At 71.4% G+C, this 19,479-nt stretch carries 15 protein-coding genes and 1 tRNA gene; 5 read left to right on the top strand and 11 right to left on the bottom strand.

All coding sequences use genetic code 11. The features are described from left to right. Positions 1 to 116: 116 nt before the first annotated feature. Both FFS25_RS09650 and FFS25_RS09655 read right to left on the bottom strand, forming a co-directional pair. A tRNA-Leu gene (locus FFS25_RS09650) sits at positions 117 to 200 on the bottom strand. 90 nt (positions 201 to 290) lie between these two features. Continuing rightward, entirely contained in the window at positions 291 to 941 is a 651-nt protein-coding gene (locus tag FFS25_RS09655; protein ID WP_171004159.1) for a YdcF family protein, read from the bottom strand. 85 nt (positions 942 to 1,026) lie between these two features. Here FFS25_RS09655 and FFS25_RS09660 point away from each other — a divergent pair, with 85 nt between their 5' ends. Further along, on the top strand, positions 1,027 to 1,527 hold the full coding sequence (locus FFS25_RS09660; protein ID WP_171004160.1) for an acyl-CoA thioesterase: 501 nt from the start codon (positions 1,027 to 1,029) through the stop codon (positions 1,525 to 1,527). Between the two features lie 54 nt (positions 1,528 to 1,581). Here the strand turns inward: FFS25_RS09660 and FFS25_RS09665 are convergent, their stop codons facing one another. After that, positions 1,582 to 2,154, bottom strand: a complete 573-nt coding sequence (locus tag FFS25_RS09665) for a DUF2617 family protein (RefSeq protein WP_006213704.1) — start codon at positions 2,152 to 2,154, stop codon at positions 1,582 to 1,584. A 191-nt stretch (positions 2,155 to 2,345) separates the two neighbouring features. Beyond that, on the bottom strand, positions 2,346 to 3,368 hold the full coding sequence (locus FFS25_RS09670) for an aldo/keto reductase (RefSeq protein WP_249933852.1): 1,023 nt from the start codon (positions 3,366 to 3,368) through the stop codon (positions 2,346 to 2,348). Between the two features lie 91 nt (positions 3,369 to 3,459). Between FFS25_RS09670 and FFS25_RS09675 the strand changes: the two genes are divergently transcribed. Continuing rightward, entirely contained in the window at positions 3,460 to 3,981 is a 522-nt protein-coding gene (locus FFS25_RS09675) for a histidine phosphatase family protein (RefSeq protein ID WP_058872085.1), read from the top strand. Between the two features lie 99 nt (positions 3,982 to 4,080). On the opposite strand, the gene FFS25_RS09680 is transcribed toward FFS25_RS09675, so the two are convergent. Then, complete coding sequence (locus FFS25_RS09680) at positions 4,081 to 5,190, bottom strand: glycerophosphodiester phosphodiesterase family protein (protein WP_137802761.1); 1,110 nt, start codon at positions 5,188 to 5,190, stop codon at positions 4,081 to 4,083. Between the two features lie 434 nt (positions 5,191 to 5,624). Here FFS25_RS09680 and FFS25_RS09685 point away from each other — a divergent pair, with 434 nt between their 5' ends. Then, positions 5,625 to 10,526: an NAD-glutamate dehydrogenase gene (locus tag FFS25_RS09685; protein WP_137802762.1), complete on the top strand. Its 4,902-nt coding sequence runs from the start codon at positions 5,625 to 5,627 to the stop codon at positions 10,524 to 10,526. Positions 10,527 to 10,621: 95 nt separating this feature from the next. Here the strand turns inward: FFS25_RS09685 and FFS25_RS09690 are convergent, their stop codons facing one another. Both FFS25_RS09690 and FFS25_RS09695 read right to left on the bottom strand, forming a co-directional pair. Continuing rightward, a complete protein-coding gene (locus FFS25_RS09690) occupies positions 10,622 to 11,320 on the bottom strand; it encodes a lytic transglycosylase domain-containing protein (RefSeq protein ID WP_249933853.1) in 699 nt (232 codons plus the stop codon). A 75-nt stretch (positions 11,321 to 11,395) separates the two neighbouring features. Next, entirely contained in the window at positions 11,396 to 13,447 is a 2,052-nt protein-coding gene (locus tag FFS25_RS09695; protein WP_058872089.1) for a BCCT family transporter, read from the bottom strand. Positions 13,448 to 13,576: 129 nt separating this feature from the next. On the opposite strand from FFS25_RS09695, the gene FFS25_RS09700 reads away from it, so the two are divergent. Next, positions 13,577 to 14,077 carry a DUF456 domain-containing protein gene (locus FFS25_RS09700; RefSeq protein WP_058872143.1) on the top strand — a complete coding sequence of 167 codons (501 nt, stop codon included), beginning with the start codon at positions 13,577 to 13,579 and terminating at the stop codon, positions 14,075 to 14,077. A 69-nt stretch (positions 14,078 to 14,146) separates the two neighbouring features. On the opposite strand, the gene FFS25_RS09705 is transcribed toward FFS25_RS09700, so the two are convergent. From FFS25_RS09705 to moaA, 4 genes are all read right to left on the bottom strand, one after another. Next, on the bottom strand, positions 14,147 to 15,496 hold the full coding sequence (locus FFS25_RS09705; RefSeq protein WP_058872090.1) for a molybdopterin molybdotransferase MoeA: 1,350 nt from the start codon (positions 15,494 to 15,496) through the stop codon (positions 14,147 to 14,149). 7 nt (positions 15,497 to 15,503) lie between these two features. Further along, positions 15,504 to 16,340 carry a molybdenum cofactor guanylyltransferase gene (gene mobA, locus FFS25_RS09710; protein ID WP_249933854.1) on the bottom strand — a complete coding sequence of 279 codons (837 nt, stop codon included), beginning with the start codon at positions 16,338 to 16,340 and terminating at the stop codon, positions 15,504 to 15,506. Between the two features lies 1 nt (position 16,341). After that, a complete protein-coding gene (locus tag FFS25_RS09715) occupies positions 16,342 to 16,632 on the bottom strand; it encodes a MoaD/ThiS family protein (protein WP_058872092.1) in 291 nt (96 codons plus the stop codon). Between the two features lie 72 nt (positions 16,633 to 16,704). Then, positions 16,705 to 17,826, bottom strand: coding sequence for a GTP 3',8-cyclase MoaA (gene moaA / locus FFS25_RS09720; RefSeq protein ID WP_058872093.1), 1,122 nt, complete (start codon positions 17,824 to 17,826; stop codon positions 16,705 to 16,707). Positions 17,827 to 18,102: 276 nt separating this feature from the next. Here moaA and FFS25_RS09725 point away from each other — a divergent pair, with 276 nt between their 5' ends. Continuing rightward, a complete protein-coding gene (locus FFS25_RS09725; RefSeq protein WP_171004161.1) occupies positions 18,103 to 19,356 on the top strand; it encodes a molybdopterin molybdotransferase MoeA in 1,254 nt (417 codons plus the stop codon). Positions 19,357 to 19,479: the final 123 nt, after the last annotated feature.

Consider the following 19,479-nt stretch of genomic DNA (forward strand, 5'->3'; position numbering starts at 1 on the left):
CCGGAGAGATCCTCCGCGAGCTCACCCTGGACCCCACGCGGAAGTACCAGCCACAACGAAAAACACCCCGAACCTGAGGGTTCGGGGTGTTTCCGATGTACTGAGACATCACATCGTGCGCGAGGGGGGACTTGAACCCCCACGCCCTCTCGGGCACACGGACCTGAACCGTGCGCGTCTGCCAATTCCGCCACTCGCGCTCGTGGTTCGCAGCGACTCTCATCCCTGCGGGCAACGACGGATAGCGTACCCGAGTCCGTGCTCGCGCGCCAATCCGGGCGGACGGGGCCTCAGATGGACTTGGGTTTGCCGGGCAGCTGGTTGTCGCAGCCCGGGGTCGCCCAGGCCTTGAGGAAGCCACCCGACTGGTAGAGGTAGGCCTTGAACGTCATCCAGGGGTAGCGCCAGTAGTCGTTGACGTAGTCGATCGGGGACCACTGGGTCTGACCGCTGTAGCACCGGTCCACGATCAGCTGGGCGCGGGAGACATGCGGGCGCATGGTGATCACGATGATGTTGTCCCAGCCCCGCTCGGCCACCAGCTCGCGCATCTTCATGGCCTCGCCCTGCGTGGTGGAGGGGTCGGGCTCGAAGCAGATGACCTCGTAGTCCTTGCCCTGATCGCAGTGCGGCTTGCCGATCTCGTCGGTCGCGACTTCCCCGCCGCCGCCGAAGTCGCCCTGCGGGGTCGCGTACACGACGGTGGGGGCGAGCCCCTGGTCCATCAGGTCGCGGGCGTGGGCCACGCGGGCCTCGTCGGCGGGCCCGAGCACGAAGACCGCATCCGCGGGCTGGGGGTCCTCGGTGACGTCCGGGTGCAGCACCACGACGGTGCACACCACCAGCCAGACGAGCACCAGGGCGCCGGCGCCGAGCCCCAGGGCTCTCAGGCGCCGACGGCGGCGCGGGATCCGCGTGCCGGTGCGAGTGGTCGTGCTCATGGTGATGCTCATCTTCTCTGGTCCGATGCGGGTCGTCGTTCCGCAGCCTCTATTCTGGGGCCCCCACCCGGAAGGATCCCGCAACATGTCCGAACACACATCTGCTGCGCCCGAGATCGCCCAGGACGGCCCGGGCGTCGTCGTTCAGATCCCCATGCGCTGGGGCGACATGGATGCCTACGGCCACATCAACAACGTGGAGGTCGTGCGCATGCTCGAAGAGGCGCGCATCGAGGCCTTCGGCGTGCCCGTGGGCACCGGGAACCAGGCGCGGCCGGCGCGGGTCCAGCTCTTCGACGCCCTCCCGGAGGGCACGCAGGCCCTCGTGGTGGAGCACCGCGTGCGCTACGTGCGTCCGCTCGAGTACAGCAACATCCCCGCCCCCACGCGCGTGCGCATCGTGAAGGCGGCCGGCGCAGCGCTGATCCTCGGCATCGAGATCGCCGACCCGCGCACGGGCGAATGGTGCATCCGCGCGCACACGCAGCTCGCGTTCTTCGACCCGCAGTCCCAGACGGTGCTGCGCCTGCAGCCGCAGCGGCGCGAGCTGCTGGCTCCGTATACGGGCGACCCGCTGTTCAGCTGAGAACCGGTACGGGTCCGACGGCGGCGCGGCAGTCCCAGGCGGCGGGACGCCGTCTCAGCTGGCGCGCAGCTGATGCCCGACCACAGCCGGAAGCTGCAGGGTGCTGACCGTCTGCACCAGACGTCCGGTCTCGGGCTGGGTGCGCCAGGTGCGCCACCGCAGCTCGTCGTGGCCCTCGGGCAGGTAGAGGCACGCCGCAGCGGCGGCGCCGTCGGCCCCGCGCAGCAGCAGCGAGGCCTGGGCGGTCTCGCTCTGGAGATGGAAGCGCTCGCGCTGCTTGGCCAGGCCGCGCTCGGAGTGCTCCGTGAGCGTGCAGCGGATCTCGTACGCGCCGAGGCCGGGCAGGGGTGCGTCCAGGTGTGCCTCGGTGGGCAGGTGGGGGATGAGCCCGGGCATCTGCGCCAGGGTCTCGATCCACTCCGAATCGCCCAGGCGCAGCACGAGCTGGTGTCCGGTGCCGAGCAGTCGCAGCTCGACGGAGGCATCGTCCAGCTGCGGCAGCTCCTGCGTGCGCACGGCCAGCGCCGGGAGCCGGGGGATGCGGTGCCTCAGGCTCAGCGACTCGGGGTCGACCCCGAGGAAGGGCATGGCGGTCCGATGGGCGGACTCGTCGGAAGTGGTGCTCATGGTGGTGCTCCTCCCCGCGCCGGACGATGCCCAGGTGGGGGCCTGGCGACGTCGTCCGTCGGTATTTCGATCGCAAATTACCGGCACCACGGATGCTCTGGCAAGCCAGTATGCAGATTCAACCTCAGCTCGGGGGGTGGCTGTCCCCCGGCCGGTCCACAGCGAGTTGCCGAGCTGCCCGTGACCTGCGGCTATGGCACGTCGTGGCCGCGTGCGACGTTCCAGAGGCGGTACCACTGCTCGTGCGTCATATTCGAGGCGGCAGCATCCGCCTGGACGCAGGCGCGGATGCGATCGGAGCTGGTGGTGCCGATCACCGGGCGGATCCGCTGGGGCAGGCGCATCAGCCAGGCCAGCACCACCGCCTCGCGCGAGCAGTCCAGCTCCTGGGCCAGCTGTCGCACGAGCTCGATCGTGGGCTGCAGATTGCGGACCTCGTCGGTCGAAGAAGGGGCGGGTGCTCCGGTGAAGATCCCCTGTGCCATCGATCCCCAGGCCTGGACCTCGATGCCGGCGCGGGCGCAGCGCTCCAGGAACGTCCCGTCCTGGATTGTGGTGCGGCCCTCGGGGTGGTTCCACAGGATCTGAGCCTCGATCAGGTCGCGGTGATCCAGGCTCAGCTGGACCTGGGCGGCCGACAGCGGGCTGGTCATCGCCTGCTGGAGCAGCTGCAGGTGATCCCACGGCATGTTCGACACCGCCACGCGGCGGGCCAGCCCCTCGTCGACGATCGCATCCAGTGCGGCCCCGAGCTCGTCGAGATCCGCCAAGGGGTCCCAGCGGTGGATGAAGAACCGCTCCACGGACTCCACCCCCAGGCGGGTCAGCGACTTCTCGAGCGACCCGCGCACCGTGGCGGCGTCGAGCCGGTAGTGCATGGGCGCATCGCCGGCGGCTGTGCCGCCCGGGATCCGGATCCCCGCCTTGGTCTGCACCTGCATCCGCTGCCGTCGCTGCGGGTCCTGGGCCAGCCAGCGGCCGACGACGGTCTCCGACTTGCCCGCCGCGTAGATGTCGGCCAGATCCAGGTCGCGGTACCCCGCCTCCTCGGCGGCATCGAGGGCCGCGAAGCCGACCTCCTCCTGCTCCTCCGTCAGCGGATCATCGGCGCTCCACGAGCCGCCCAGGGGCATGGCGCCGTAGATCAGCCGGGTGAGGCCCGGGTCATCGCGGGAGGCCGAGGGCTGGGGGACACTGGTGCTGGAATCGCTCATGGCCCCAGTCTGTCCGGACCGGCCCGAGCAGGCGAGCCCGGCTCGCCCCAGCAGACATCGTGGCCCCGCGCGGGGCCGGTCAGGAGAGCAGATGCTCGCGTTCATGCGCCACGGCGAGACCGACTGGAACCGCGCCATGCGCTTCCAGGGCCGCACGGACGTCCCGCTCAACGAGACGGGCCGCCAGCAGGCCCGCGACGCCGCTCAGCGCATGCTCGATGAGGGCGAGAGCTGGGATGCGGTGGTCACCTCGCCCCTGTCCCGTGCGCGCGAGACGGGGCAGATCGTGGCCGAGACGCTGGGCGCGGAGTTCGGCGGGACCTACGACGGCCTCATCGAACGGTCGTTCGGCTCCACCGAGGGCAAGCACAACGAGAACCTCACCCCGGAGGAGTACGCCGAGCTCATGGTCCCGGCCGAGCCGGAGGACGAGCTCGTGGCCCGGGCCCTGCAGGCCGTGCAGCAGGTCGCCGCCGATCATCCCGGGCGCGACGTCCTCATGGTCACCCACGGGTCCCTGATCCGCATCGCCCTGAACCACTGGAGCGGCGACACCCACCCCCGGATCATCAACACGCAGGTCCTGCAGCTGCAGGAGGAGTGGATCGGCTGATCCGACCGGTCCTCGCGCGCGACGACGACGGCCGGCTCCCCGCGCGGGGAGCCGGCCGTCGTCGTCGCCGGGCCGCGGGCGTCGCCGCAGCCGATCCGCTCAGCGGGTGTAGCGCTCGCGGGCGGTCTCGGAGCGCTCGCGCACATCCTTGACCGAGCGCGCCGCGCCGGTGTGCTCGCGCTCGGCGCGGGTCTCAGCGCCGCGGCCGAACTGCGGCTGCTCGACCAGCGGGTAGGCCTTCGGCAGGGCCCAGCCGCTATCGGCCATGACGTCGCGCAGCGTGGAGGGGTAGTCCGTGATGATGCCGTCCACACCCCAGTCGATCAGCCGCTCCATGTCGGCCCGGTTGTTCACCGTCCACGGGGTCACGACGAGGCCGAGCTCGTGGGCCTCGGCGATGTTCTCCTCCGTGAGCAGCGCGTGGGCCGGCGACCAGACGTCGTAGCCGCGATCAGCGGCATCCTGCGGGTCGATGCCGGCGCCGACCGGGTTCTCCGACTCCGCCAGGGCCACCAGGGTCATGTCCGGATCGATCTCGCGGACCTGGTCCAGGGCCGCCCAGTCGAAGGACTGCAGCGTGGTGCGCTCGGGCCAGCCGTGCTCCTGGATCGTGGCCATGACGCCGTCGACCAGCGCCTCGCGCTCGGGGGCGTTCGCGGGGTCCTCGACCTTGGTCTCGATGTTCCAGCGGATCTCGTCCTGAGCCCCGTGCTGGACGGCCACGGCGAAGACCTCCTCGAGGGTCGCGATGCGGTTGCCCTCGATGTTGTCCTGCACCGGGTAGCCGGGCAGCTGCTGGTAGCCGCAGTCCAGGGTCTGGATCTGCGCGTAGGTCAGCTCGCGGAAGCGATCGCCCACGTAGGGGTAGTCCGGATCGCCGGGGGTGACCGGGCCGGTGTCCTGGCACTTCTCCGGCTGGATGGTGTCGTCGTGCCACACCATGACGACGTCGTCCTCGGTGAGGTGGGCGTCCAGCTCCAGGGTGGTGACGCCGAGCTCGAGCGAGCGGGAGAAGGCCGTCAGCGAGGACTCGGTCCACTCGGCGCGCCCGCCGCGGTGGGACTGCAGGTCGAAGTCCTCCGCCTGCGAGGCCCGCTCGTCCGACGGGGCAGCGGTGGCGGGAGCCGCGACGGCGGCCGGGACGGATGAAGCGGCCAGGGCCAGGACGGCGCCGAGCGCGGCGGTGCGCAGCGTGAGGTTCGTGGGCATGGGAGCAGCCTTTCCAGCGGAGGGTGGGAGATGCATGCGGGGCAGTGCGGGCCTGCGGGCGGTCCGAAGGAGCAGAGGCTGGATGCCGCCTGGGCAGGCCCTGCCGAGACTAGGAATCGCCCCTGAGCTTGAGGTGGCCCCCGGGCGAGGCGCTGGGGTCCGTCGGATGACCTGCGCGTGAACTGCCTCAGATGCATGAAGTGGGTCGTGACCAGCGGCGATGCTCCGTCGATCGGGCTCGGCGGGCCGTCATCGGGGTGGGCCGCAGGCCGCGCTGCGGGCGTCGGCGGCGCGCGGTGGCCGCGGCCGTCTGGGCGCGCGGACTCGAGCGCCGTCGTGTCCCTGTCACGGCCGCTGTCCCCCGGCTACAGTGGCCGAATCGGCCGCCAGAAGCGGATGACCAGCTCACGACTTCACAAAGGTGTGATCCCCCAGTGGCAGAGTCCCAGGACCGTCCCGACCCCTCGACCGCAGACGCGCAGGACTCCGGAGGGCGGCGGCATCCGCGGCCGGGCTCCGAGCCCTGGATGCGGACCTACTACGCCGGCGCTCCGGCACAGGATCTCGACAGGCGCGGCGAGGACGTGCTCGCGGCTCGTGCCCAGCGCCACCGCGAGCTCGCCCAGCACCGCGAGCGCGGCGAGGTCCTGATCACCACCCTGGACGAGGGCTCGCGCACGGTCGTGCTGATCGTCGCCGACGACGTCCCCTACCTGGTCTCCACGCTCAACGCCCGGATCGCCGGCGACTGGGGCGGCGCGCGCCTGGTGGTGCACCCCATCCTGCGGGCCACCCGCGACGACGACGGCGAGCTGCGCTCCGTCGACGAGCTCGAGGACGTCCGTGCCATCTCCAGCGGCGACACGCAGACCATCCCGATCGTGGGGGCCCTCGGCGAGACGTCCGCGGCGGAGTCCTGGATACAGGTCGAGCTGTCCGAGCACCTGGACGAGTCCCAGGCGCAGGAGCTCATCGAGGGCCTGCGCCCCGCACTGCGCACGGTCGCGCAGATCGATGCGGATCACGACGACATGGTCCGCAGGGTCGGCAGCGTCAACGACTCCCTGAGCCCCATGCGCTCGCAGCTCGACGACGTCGAGCCGGCCCAGGAGTTCCTGACCTGGCTGCTCGACGGGCGCTTCGTGCTCATGGGCGTCAAGGAGTACGACCTCCGCGAGGACGACGAGGGCCTGTACCTGTCCTCCGTGGAGGGCAGCGGCCTGGGCATCCTCGCCGAGACGGAGGAGAAGTCCGGACGCCCGCGGCGCCTGACGGTCCAGGCCGCCGAGCACGCGCGCGATCGCCAGGCGATGTTCGTGACCAAGGCGAACACCCGTTCGGGACTGCACCGCAACGACTACCTCGACTACATCGGAGTCCGCCGCTTCGACGCGGACGGCCAGGTCGACGGCGAGTACCTGATCCTGGGCCTGTTCGCCCGCAAGGCGTACTCGACCTCGGCCCGCAACACCCCGTGGGTGCGGGACAAGGTCCGGGCCGTCTCCGAGACCTTCGGCTTCCGCCCCGACTCCCACTCGGAGCGCGACCTGCAGTCCGTGCTCGAGGAGTACCCGCGCGACGAGCTGCTGCACATGTCCGTGGAGGAGGCCGTGCGGGCCGCCCGCGGGGTCGTCGAGCTCGACGAGCGACGCGTGACCCGCCTGTTCTGCCGCACGGACCTCTTCGGGCGCTTCGTCTCGGCCGTCGTCTACCTGCCGCGCGATCGCTACAACACCGAGGTCCGCGAGCGGATCTCGGAGATCCTCACCGAGGCCTACGGCGCGGTGGACGTCGACTTCGACGTCTCGCTGTCGACCTCCTCGCTGGCCCGGCTCTTCTTCCGCCTGCGCCTGCCGCAGGACGTCCCGCCGCCGGTCGATCACGAGGAGCTGCAGCTGCGGGTGCGCAAGGCCGCCCGCTCGTGGCCCGAGGCGCTGTCCATGGAGATCGAGGAGCTCTTCGACTCCGAGCGCGCCCGGGAATACGTGCAGCGCTGGGCGGAGGCGTTCCCCGCGGACTACCGCGCCCACTACGAGATCGACGAGGCCATCGAGGACCTGCGCCGCTGCGAGATGCTGTGGGGCCGTGACGAGGCCCTGCCCGCCGAGGTGCGCGTGGCGCCGTCCACGGCCGAGGGCGAGCCCGTGCGCGTCAACGTCTACCTGACCCGCAGCCTCACGCTGACCGAGATGCTGCCCATGGAGCAGAACCTCGGGCTCACGGTGCTGGACCAGAAGCCGTACCAGGTCCGCACCGGCGACGGCCGCGAGTTCCAGCTCTACGACTTCGGCGTCGAGCTGCCTGACGGCGTGGATGCCGTGGGCCCCGACGACGCTCGCACCGAGGACCTCATCGAGGAGATCCTCTGCGCCGTGATCTCCGGTCGCTCGGAGTCGGACTCCCTGGACCGGCTCGTGCTCGCCGAGCGCATGCACTGGCGCTCGATCGCCGTGCTGCGCGCCTACGTGAAGTACCTGCTGCAGCTGCGCGTCCCGCACTCCTTCGAGTTCATGTCGGACACGCTGCTGGCCCAGCCGCAGGTCACCCGGGGGATCGTCGAGCTGTTCGAGACCTCGTTCGACCCGCAGCGCTTCGCCGGGGAGGACGGGCAGCCGGACGACGAAGCCCGCGAAGCCGCCCGCGCCGAGGTGCTCGAGAAGCTCGAGGCCGCCCTGGACGAGGTCCCCTCTCTGGATGCCGACCGCTTCCTGCGCACCCTCGTGGAGGTCGTCTGCGCCACCGCGCGCACGAACGCCTACCAGCAGGACCGGCCCGCGATCGCGCTGAAGCTCGAGCCGCGGCGCATCTCCGCGGCACCGCTGCCGCGTCCGCGCCACGAGATCTGGGTGTGGTCGCCGCGCGTGGAGGGCACGCACCTGCGCTTCGGCCCGGTCTCGCGCGGCGGGCTGCGCTGGTCCGATCGCCGCGAGGACTTCCGCACCGAGGTCCTGGGCCTGGTCAAGGCGCAGATGGTCAAGAACTCCGTGATCATCCCCGACGGCGCCAAGGGCGGTTTCTTCCCCAAGCAGCTGCCGGATCCGGCGCAGGATCGCGGGGCCTGGGGCGAGGCCGGCAAGGACGCCTACAAGGAGTTCATCGGCTCGCTGCTGGACGTGACCGACAACCTGGTCCCGCAGGAGGACGGCGAGGACCGTGTGGTCGTCCCGGAGGCCGTGGTGCGCCGCGACGGAGACGACTCGTACCTGGTGGTCGCCGCGGACAAGGGCACTGCAAAGTTCTCAGACACCGCCAACGCCATCAGCCTGGAGCGCGGCTTCTGGCTCGGCGACGCCTTCGCCTCCGGCGGCTCGGTGGGCTACGACCACAAGGCCATGGGCATCACCGCCCGCGGTGCGTGGGAGTCGGTCAAGCGCCACTTCTTCGAGCTCGGCCACGACACCCAGACCCAGGACTTCACGGTCGTGGGCGTGGGCGACATGTCCGGCGACGTCTTCGGCAACGGCATGCTGCTCTCCGAGCACATCAAGCTCGTGGCCGCGTTCGACCACCGCGACATCTTCCTGGACCCGGATCCGGATCCTGCGGCCTCCTTCGCCGAGCGCAAGCGGGTCTTCGAGATGGGGCCGTCGTCGTGGAAGGACTACGACGCCTCCCTGATCTCCGACGGCGGCGGCGTCCACTCGCGGTCGTCCAAGTCGATCCCGGTCTCCGAGCGGGTCCGCGAGGTCCTGGGCCTGCCGGAGGGCACCACGGAGATGGCCCCGCCGGAGCTGATGCGCGCGATCCTCAAGGCGCCCGTGGACCTGTTCTACAACGGCGGCATCGGCACGTACTTCAAGGCCTCGACCGAGACCAATGCCGATGTGGGCGACAAGGCCAACGACGCGATCCGAGTCAACGGCGCCGACGTCCGCGTGCGGGTCATCGGCGAGGGCGGCAACCTGGGCGCGACCCAGCTGGGCCGCATCGAGGCCGCTCAGAACGGCGTGCTGATCAACACGGACGCGATCGACAACTCCGGCGGTGTGGAGTCCTCCGACCGCGAGGTCAACATCAAGATCCTCGTGGACCGCATGGTCGCGGCGGAGGAGCTCTCCCAGGACGAGCGCGCCGGGTTCATCGAGTCCATGACTGAGGAGCTGGCCTCGCTCGTGCTGCGCACCAACGTGGCGCAGAACATCACGCTGAGCGTCGACCGCTGGAAGGCCGATGACTATGCGCTGACCTATGCGCGGTTCATGGACTGGCTCGAGGAGAACGCGGACCTGGACCGCGAGATCGAGTACCTGCCCACGGACGAGCAGCTCGAGGCCCGTGCCGAGGACCCCGAGATCGACGAGCCGCTGACCGCCCCGGAGCTGTCGGTGCTCACGGCCTACGCCAAGATCCAGCTCTCCGGCGAGCTGATCCGCTCGGACCTGGCCGAGGACCCCTGGACGGCGCGGATCGTGCAGCGCTACTTCCCGGAGGCTATGGGCGAGCGCTTCGGCGAGGATCTGCAGACGCACCCGCTGCGCCGCGAGATCGTGGGCACCCTGGTGGCCAACCAGATGATCAACATGGGCGGGGCCACCTTCGCCTACCGTGCGCTCGAGCAGACCTCGTGCGAGCCCGGCGAGCTGGCCGCGGCCTTCCTGGCGGCGGTCGAGATCTTCGAGCTCGACCCCCTGCTGCAGCAGCTGGCGGAGCTGCCGGCCGATGTCTCGACCGAGCAGTGGATCCAGATGATCCAGGACGTCCGACGCCTGCTGGACCGCGCCGTGCGCTGGCTCATCAGCCGCGGCCTGTCCCAGCAGCCGGTCGAGCAGGTGGTCGAGGCCTTCGCCCAGATCCCCGAGGTCCGTCGGGAGGGGCTCACCTTCCTGGGAGCCGAGGACGCCGAGGCCGCGCAGCGCCGCGAACAGCTGGCGCTCGAGCAGGGCATCGCGGAGGAGCTCGCGCAGACCTGGTCGCGCCTGCTGGACTCCTACTCACTGCTGGACATCGTGCGTCTCGTGGAGTCCGAGGGCGAGGATCAGGACCTCGAGCTCGTGGGGCAGCTGTACTTCGCCCTGCACGAGCGCTTCGGCATCCAGACGATGCTGACCCGGATCTCGGGCCTGCCGCAGACCACCCGCTGGGAGGTCCTGGCGCGCATGTCCATGCGCGAGGACGTGTACTCGACGCTGACGTCCATGACCGCCATGGCGCTGCGCGCCGACGGCGAGACGGCCGAGCAGAAGGTCGAGGCCTGGATCGAGGAGAACCGGCAGTCCCTGGAGCGCGTGGGACGCACCCTCCAGGAGATCGAGTCGAGCTCCGGAGGCGATGCCGCCACGGACATGGCGGCCCTGTCGGTGGCCCTGCGCTTCATGCGCTCGCTGATCAGCGCCTGATCACCGGGATCGCCCCCTGCTCGCGACGGCGCCCGCTCCCCTCGAGGGAGCGGGCGCCGTCGTCGTGCGCGGGGTTCCTGTTGGGGAGGCGTGGTTCAGGACTCCTCGGAGCAGACCCCGGCGTAGCGGGTCTCGGAGAGCTCGGTGATCTGATCGATGTAGTTCTGCGTCTCCTGGTACTCCGGGATGCCGCCCTCCTCGAGGACCACCGTGGGCCCGGCGTTGTAGGCGGCCAGGACGAGATCGGTCTCCTCCTGCTCGTCGGCGGGATCGAGCTCGGCGACCATCTCGCGCAGATCGCGCAGGTAGTAGCCCTGCGCGCGGATCGAGGCCTCCGGATCCGTGGCCTCGCCCTCGCCGTAGAGCTCCCAGGTCTCGGGCATGAACTGCGCCAGGCCCTGGGCGCCCACGGGGCTCTCGGCCTCCGGGTCCCAGCGGCTCTCCACGTCCAGCTGCGCGGCCACGAGCTCGGGCGGCAGGGCCGAGACCTCGGCGGCATGGGCGACGTCGTCGGCCCACTCGCGGGGGATGGCTCCGCCGTGATCCGAGCAGCTGGGGTCGCTGTTGTGCGAGATCGTGCCGACGGTGCCGATGATCAGCAGGCCGAGGGCGCCCCAGACGGGCCAGGCGCGCAGCACCGCACCCGAACGGCTCGCGCTCGGACGGCCGGGGGCCGATCCGCCCGCAGCCCGGCTGCCTTCGCGCGGCTTGGGGCGCGGGGGCGCTTTGCGCCGGGCGGCGGAGGCGGAGCGGCGCGAGCTCTTGGCGGGGGTGCGCTTGTCGGAAGACGGCATCGCCTCGAGCCTAGGGCACGAGCGGAGGCCGTCGACATGGTCCATGTCGACGGCCTCCGCCGGTGGTGCGGATGATCAGGCCCGCGGCGGGCTGTCCCTGCCCTCGGATCCCGCGGAGCGGGTGCCGTCGGGGTCGTCCCAGGCGTTGTCCCACGGCCCGCCCGGACGCGAGCCCGGGACGCCGAGGGACTGCGAGCGGATCACGATGCCGTCCTCAGGGTCCGTGGAGCTCGCGCTGCGCGGCGTGCCGTCGGCGTTCACGGCCGGGATCTCGCCGGTGTCGGGCGTGGTCGTGGCCAGGGCCACCGGCTCGTCGGAGTCCAGCGGGACCTGGGCGACCGTGTCGACGAGCACCTGTCGGGCGTATTCGGTGCGCAGGACCAGAGGATCGCTGGCGAGGTCCCGGTACAGAGCCAGGCACAGGATCAGCATGACGATCATGAAGGGCAGCGACGAGACGATCGTGATGTTCTTCAGGCCGTTGAGCGCCTCGGAGGGATCCGAGCCGCCTGCCAGCAGCATGACCGCGGCGACGGCGCCGGTGGCCACGCCCCAGAAGATGATGCCGCCCTTGGAGGGCTCCTCCGCGCCGTTCTCGGACAGCCCGCCCATGACGATCGAGGCGGAGTCCGCGCCGGTCACGAAGAAGATGCCGATCAGGATGACGGTCAGCACGATCAGCACGCCGGTCATGATCGGGTTCAGCGGGAGGGCGTTGAGCAGGTCGAACAGGATGGCGTCGAAGTTGATGTCCGGGCCCTCCGTGGTCTGCTGGGCCAGCATGGAGCCGGTGTCGCCGGCGGACTCGGCGCGCTGCTGCAGTCCGATGCCCGCGCCGCCGAAGATCGCGAACCAGATGGTCGAGACGCCCGAGGGGACGACGAGCACGCCGGCGATGAACTGGCGCACGGAGCGACCGCGCGAGATGCGGGCGATGAACAGGCCCACGAAGGGGGCCCATGAGACCCACCAGGCCCAGTAGAAGATCGTCCACGAGGACAGCCAGGAGGCCATGTCCTCGCCGCCGACGGAGTTCGTGCGCGAGGCCATCTCCGGCAGCTCCTGCACGAAGGCGCCGATGGCGTTGGGGATGATGTCCAGGATGAACAGGGTCGGCCCGGCCACGAACACGATCAGCGCGATGATCACGGCCAGGACCATGTTGGAGTTCGACAGGAACTGGATGCCGCGCTCGATGCCGGACACGGCCGAGGCCACGAAGCAGATGGTCAGGACGGTGATGATGCCGACCAGGATCGGGGTGGTGACGGTCTCCATCATCCCGGCGGAGCTGATGCCGCCGCCGATCTGCAGGGCCCCCAGGCCGAGGGAGCAGGCCGAGCCGAAGAGCGTGGCCAGGATCGCGAGGATGTTGATGATCCGCCCGCCCACGCCGTTGACGAAGCGACGGCCGAAGACTGAGGTGAACATGGCCGAGAACAGCTGCGAGCGGCCCAGGCGGAACGTCCCGTAGGCCATGCCCAGGCCGACGACCGCGTACATGGCCCAGGGGTAGAGGGTCCAGTGGAACAGGGTCGTGCCCATGGCGGTGCGCATGGCCTCGGTGGTCGAGGGATCAGCCGTCTCGGGCGGCGGCGCCATGTAGAACCACAGCGGCTCGCCCACGCCGTAGAAGACCAGGCCGATGCCCATGCCGGTGGCGAACATCATGGAGATCCACGACCACGTGGAGAACTGCGGCTTCTCGCCGTCGCGTCCCAGGGGGATCTTCCCGAACTTGGAGAACGCCAGGAAGATCACGAAGACGACGAAGACGGTGGCGGCGATGACGTAGAGCCAGCCGAAGTCCGTGATGGTCCCGGCCAGGAGGTGATCGGCCACCGCCCCCAGGCCCGAGGGATTGATGAGGCCCCACGCCACGAAGACCACGGCAAGAACGGCTGCGCAGCCGAAGACGACCTTGTCGAGGCCCCTGCGGGTCTCGGGCTGAGCGCGGGTCAGGGAGTCGCGCAGCGAGTCGAGCAGGTGATGCTGGCGATCGAACGAGGTGTCGGTCTCCGTTGCCGGCGACGGGGGGATCAGCTCGGACGGCTGGTGATCCACGTCCTGTCCGGAGGCGCTCGAGGGCTCTCCGGGCGGCGTCGAGCCGGGGGTTGTGCTGCTCATGATGAGCCTTTCCGCGCATAAGGGAGGCCCTGACGGGAATCCGTCAGGGCTCTTGCATGCTAGCAAGGGTGCATCTTCAGGCTTGTGGAGCGGAGGCCGACGGGCATTCGGGCAGGCACAATGGGCCTCATGCTCCCCGAGATCATCGCGACCGTCGTCGCCGTCCTCCTGCTGGCCATCGGCTGCATCGGCATCGTGGTGCCGGTCCTGCCCGGATCGATCACGGTCGTGATCGGCCTGGTGATCTGGGCTGCCGTCGTGCGCTCGCCGGAGGGATGGGTGGCCCTGGCCCTGGGCGTCCCGCTGGCGATCGCGGGGATGTCGGCCTCCCTGGCGCTGACCGGCGCTCGGCTCAAGAAGCGGCAGATCCCCAACAGCTCGGTGCTCTACGGGGTGATCGGTGCGGTCATCGGCCTGTTCGTGATCCCCGTGGTGGGACTGTTCATCGGCTTCGCGGTGGGCCTGCTGCTCTCGGAGACCTACCGGCAGCGGGACCTGAACGCCGCGCTGGAGTCCAGCTGGGTCGCGCTCAAGGCCATGGGCCTCGGCATCGTGATCGAGCTGGGGTGCGCGCTGGCGGCCTCTGCGGTCTTCGTGATCTGCGCGATCACGTACTTCGTCACGGCCTGACGGACCAGCCTGCTCGGTTGGCCGACGGGACCCTCACGGTCCGGCCGGCCGACCGGTGCTTCCGCCGCCTCAGAGCCAGGGAAGCGGCAGCGCCTGGACGGGCTCGTCCGGCCGCACGCCGTCGGCGGGGATCAGCAGCAGCACGTTGGCCTGCGAGAAGCCGCGCAGCTGGTCGGAGCCCGCGCGTGACAGCGCCACCGCGCTGGGCAGCTCGGTGCCCTGGGCGTCAGCGCCTTCGCTCAGGTCGGTGATCGTGGTCCCGGAGACGGCGGCGCCGGCCACGAAGGCCAGTCCCGGTGCCAGTCGATCCGTTCTGGAGGCCGGCAGCTCGCGGGTCAGGCGCACCGTGGTCAGCGGCGGGATGACGTTGCCGCCGAGCCCGGCCAGCAGCGGCGCGCCCAGCAGCATCAGGGTGGTCATGGCCGCCAGCGGGTTGCCGGGAAGGCCCAGGACGAACGGGCCGTCCTCCGGCATGCGGGCAAGCAGCGCGGGGTGGCCCGGGCGCAGGCCCAGCTCGTCGATGAGCAGATGCGCGCCGCTGTCCTCCAGCGACGGGCGCAGATGATCCGCGGTCGAGCGGCCCGTGCCGCCCGTGGTGATGATCAGCTGCGCGCGGGAGTCCAGCACGGACTCCGCTCCCACCGCGGAGCCGGTGAGCCGCTCGAGCATCTGCTCGCGGTCATCGCCCACGCGGTGCACGGCATCCACCTGACCGCCCAGGAGGTGCACGAACTGCGGCAGCTGCGGGCCGAAGGCGTCCCGGACCCGTCCCGGCTCCGGGACGCCGTCCTCGTCGACTTCGTCGCCGGTCAGCAGCAGGGTCACTCGCGGGCGCCGCAGCAGCGGGAGCATGTCCAGGCCCGTGGTGGCCGCGAAGGCCACGTGCCCCGGGGTCAGCCGCGTCCCGGCGCGGATCAGCAGCTCTCCGGTCTCGGCTTCGCGGCCTGCCCGGCGCAGGTTCTGTCCCTCCTCGGGGGCGCCCTCCGGTGCCTCGGGGCTCAGGCGCAGCGAGTCGCCGTCCTCGAGGCCCCATTCCGAGCGCAGCACCGCGCTCGTGCTGAACGGGACCAGTCCGCCCGTGACGATCGGTGCGGCCTCGCCGACGGCCAGCGATCGCGGGGGCTTGAGCTGCGGCTCCTCGGTGCGGGCCCAGGCCACGCGCTGGTCGATCTGCTCGTACTCGCCGCGGTTGATCCGCCAGGGGCCCGGTCCGTTCACTGCCCAGCCGTCCATGGCCGAGGAGGTGTAGTGGGGCACCGGACGCTCGGCGCGCAGGTCCTCGGCCAGGGTCTCGCCCACCGTCTCCCCGAGCGGGAGCCAGTGCGGCGGCAGCGCCGCAGCGGCGTCGAAGGCCGCCTGGCGGGCCTGCGCCCAGTCGGGGCTGCGAAGGGTGCGGGGGGTCTGCGGCTGATCGCTCATGGTCTCCTCAGTCCTGAACGGGCACGAGCCCGAATCTCTTCACATCGTCCCATGTGTCGACGTCATCGGTCAGTCCCCTGACGGCCGTTTGCCGGTCCCACAGCGGCCCGAGGACTCGACGCACCGAGCGATCGACGACGGGCTGGTCGACCAGCTGCCGACCCAGCGCCGCGCTGCGGTAGACGGCGGCCAGCGGCTGGAGGATGCCGCGGTCCGTCAGCACGATCCCGCGCGGGGCCTCGAGGGGCGCTGTGCCGGTGCGGCCCGAGTCGGTGGCATCCGAGGCGGGGGAGTGCGCTCGGCTCGTGCCCCGTGCCTCGATCTCGGCGATCAGGGCCCGAGCGGCGTCGGCGACCCGGGGCATGTCGCAGGCCAGGGTGAGGGTCCACTGCTCGTCGGGGTCGACGGCGCGGTCCGCAGCGCCGGACGCGGCGGGATCGTCGCCCCCTTCAGGTTCGCAGGGCTCGGCGGAGGCGCAGGCCCCGGAGGGCTCGGCCAGCCCCAGGGCGAGTGCGCCAGCGGCCAGGGCGGCCGCCGGACCGGAGAACGGCGGGTCCTCTCGGGTGCGCAGCACGCCGTCCGGCAGGGGAAGGTCCTCCGGGCCCACGACGGCGATCCGATGCGCCGGAAGGCCGAGTCCGATCAGGGCCTCGACGGCGCCGCGCACGAGAACGGGAGCGCCGTCGCGATCCGGGCGCATCAGCGCCTTGGGCGATCCGCCCAGGCGAGAGGATCGGCCCCCGGCCACCACGATCGCGCTCAGCGCCGCGCGGGAGCTGCGGGTGGGCGTCGGCGCGGATGCCGGAGCAGGCACCGGGACCGGCAGCTTCGGCAGCGGGGCCACCTCAGCCCCCGGCGAAGGGCGGCAGGACGTCCAGGGCGGATCCGTCGGGGATCTCGGTCTCGGGCTCGGGGCAGGCCTGGCCGTCGAGCAGGAACGAGCAGCGCTCGAGCACCTCGGCCAGCGGCTGCTCGCCCGCAGGAGCCGTGGGGTGGGCCGCGATCAGCGCGTTCTCCACCGCACCCCGGGTGACGCGACCGTCGCCGTCGCGAGGCAGGGCGTCGAAGTCCAGCTCCTGGGTGTCCCGGCCCACCGAGGCCTTGGCCGCGGCGTAGTAGTTGATCGTCAGCGACATGTCGCACCTTCCTCGCGATCTCCGGCATCACGGTACGCGGCCCGCGCGCACGCGGGCGTCACGGCCAGGATCTCATCCGCCGATCGCGGACATGGAGCGGACGGGCTGCACGAAGCCGTCGTCACCCAGTCCGGTGCGATCCATGCCGTGGGCTGCGGGCTTGATCCACATGGCCGCGCGCCAGCGCTCGGCGATCAGCTCGTCCGCCCTCTCCTGCGGCAGCGCGCCCTGGCCGGTCCGACCGCGCAGCAGGTCGCGCAGGCTGAACTCCTCGTGGGAGAACAGGCACGAGCGGATCTCGCCCTCGGCCGTCAGGCGGGTGCGCCGGCAGTCGCCGCAGAAGGGCTCGGTCACGGAGGCGATGATCCCCACGGTGCCCAGCGGCTCGTCCGCCAGCTCGGCATCCAGCGCGCGGACGTCCCACAGCTCTGCCGGGGCGCCGGCGCGAGGGACGGGGCGCGGATCCAAGCGGAAGCGCCGGCTCAGCAGCTGCCGGATCTCCGCGGCCGTCACCATGCCGCGGCGCGTCCAGGTGCGGTCCTCGTCCAGGGGCATCTGCTCGATGAAGCGCAGCTGCAGCCCCTGCTCGAGGGTCCAGGCCAGCAGGTCGGCGGCGCCGTCGTCGTTGATCTCGCGCAGCAGCACGGAGTTGATCTTCACGGGCTCCAGCCCGGCCTCCTGAGCGGCCCGGATGCCGGCCAGCACCTGCGGGAGCCGGTCGCGGCGGGCCAGACGGGCGAAGGTCGCCCGGTCCAGGGTGTCCAGCGAGACGTTCAGCCGCGTGAGCCCGGCTGCCCGGAGCCCGGCGGCGCGGCGGTCCAGCCCGATCGCGTTCGTGGTCAGGGAGATCGGCAGCTCGGGGTGCTCGCGGCGCACTCCTGCGATGATCTCCTCGAGATCCGGGCGGATCAGGGGCTCGCCGCCGGTCAGCCGCAGCTCCACGATCCCCAGGCGCTGCACGCCGATGCGCACCAGGCGCTGGATCTCGGCGGCGGTGAGCAGCTCGGACGACGGACGCCAGTCCATCCCCTCGGCGGGCATGCAGTAGGTGCAGCGCAGATTGCACTTGTCGGTCAGAGAGATGCGCAGATCGGCGGCCCGGCGCCCGAAGGAGTCCACGAGCCCCTGCGCGGGATCCGCAGGCGACGGCGCCAGCCGCGTGCGCAGACCCGGCATCCCGAGAGCGGTGGTCATGGGGGTCACCTCGTTCCCTTCCCGGCTGGGCTCCAGTCGGTGCTGGTCGTCGTCTCAGGCTATCGGCGCGGACTGCGGATCCTGCTGCGGAGGCCCGGACTTGCATCACGCCGACCGGCGCGTTCCTGCTGACGGTGCCAGATCAGAGACCATAGACAGCACAGTCTCCGGGAGCCTTGACGCGGCTCAAGCCGGAGCAGCGGGGCGGACATGGCAGGGGTGGTCGAGATGGCAGGGCACGGCGGCAGGCATGGGCACGGGCACCGATCACGCGGGATGACCGAGCACATCGCCGCGATCCAGGCACTGATCGAGCGCAGCCGCTGGGCGGACCGGGCCCCGGAGGAGGTCGCGCTCGAGGACGCCGACGGCCGCGTGCTGGCTGAGGGGCTGGCAGCACCCATGCCGCTGCCGCGCTTCGACGACTCCCAGATGGACGGCTACGCCGTGCGCGCTGCCGACACGCAGGGCGGTCCTCTGCACGACGGCGGCTCGCAGGCCGATGCGCAGACAGGCGGTGCTGAACCGGGCCTCATTGAGCTGACGGTGGCCGCGACCGGTGCCGCCGGGCACGAGCCCGCCCCGTTGGCGCCCGGGACGGCCGCGCCCGTGATGACCGGGGCGCCGATCCCGGTCGGTGCGGACGCCGTCGTGCCGGTCGAGGAGGTCGCACCGGCGCAGTTCCTCCCCGACGGTGCCGTGGTGCAGGTGCCGGCGGAGCAGCCCAGGGGGCGCTTCGTGCGCCCGGCAGGTTCGGATGTCGCCCGCGGCGAGTCCGTGCTGGGTGCCGGGATGGTCCTGAGCCCCGTGGCGATCGGGACGATCGCGGCTCTGGGCCTGCAGCGGGCGCGGGTGCGCGCTGCGCTGCGGGTCGGCGTCCTGACCACGGGGGACGAGGTGGTCGCGCCCGGGCAGGAGCCGGCCGCCGCCCAGATCCACAATGCAAACGCGCCGCTGCTGCGGGCGCAGCTGGAGCGGATGGGGTGCCGTGTCACGGCGGTGCGTCACGTGATCGACGACGACGATGAGCTGCGCCGTCTGCTGGCCTCCTCCGACTTCGAGGCGCCCGATCTCTGGGTGAGCTCCGGCGGCATCTCCGAGGGGGCCTTCGAGGTCGTGCGCCGCGTGCTGGGCGCCGAGCAGAACAGCGAGTTCCTGCACCTGGCCATGCAGCCCGGCGGTCCGCAGGGCCTGGCCATGATCGACGGCACGGCGGTCGTCTGCCTGCCCGGAAATCCGGTGTCCACCTGGGTCTCGGCGGAGACCCTGCTGCGCCCGGCGCTCGCGGCGGCGGGTGCCGGAGCCGAGGCGCCGCGCACGATCAGCGCCGCGTGCGCCGAGGATCTCGAGCGGCTGCCCGGTCGGTCTCGGATCGTGCGGGCCCGCTGGGACGGACGGCGAGCGCACCGACTCGGCGGGTACAGCTCGCACCTGCTGGCCACGGCCGCGCAGGCCGATGCCCTGATCGTCCTGGGCCCCGGCGAGGGATCGGTGCCCGCCGGCGAGCCCGTGGAGGTCCGTCTGCTCTGAGGCGCTCGGACGCGGATGCCCGCGGCCGTGAGGGGTCTGTCGTGCGGGCCTTTCCGCCGGTGAAGGGCGGCAGAGGCGACCCCTCACCGGGCGGGCGGTCCAGGGAACGATCAGAGCCCGGCA

This window comes from Kocuria sp. 2SI, from assembly GCF_005502825.1.
In the GTDB taxonomy this organism is placed as follows: Bacteria; Actinomycetota; Actinomycetes; order Actinomycetales; family Micrococcaceae; genus Kocuria; species Kocuria palustris.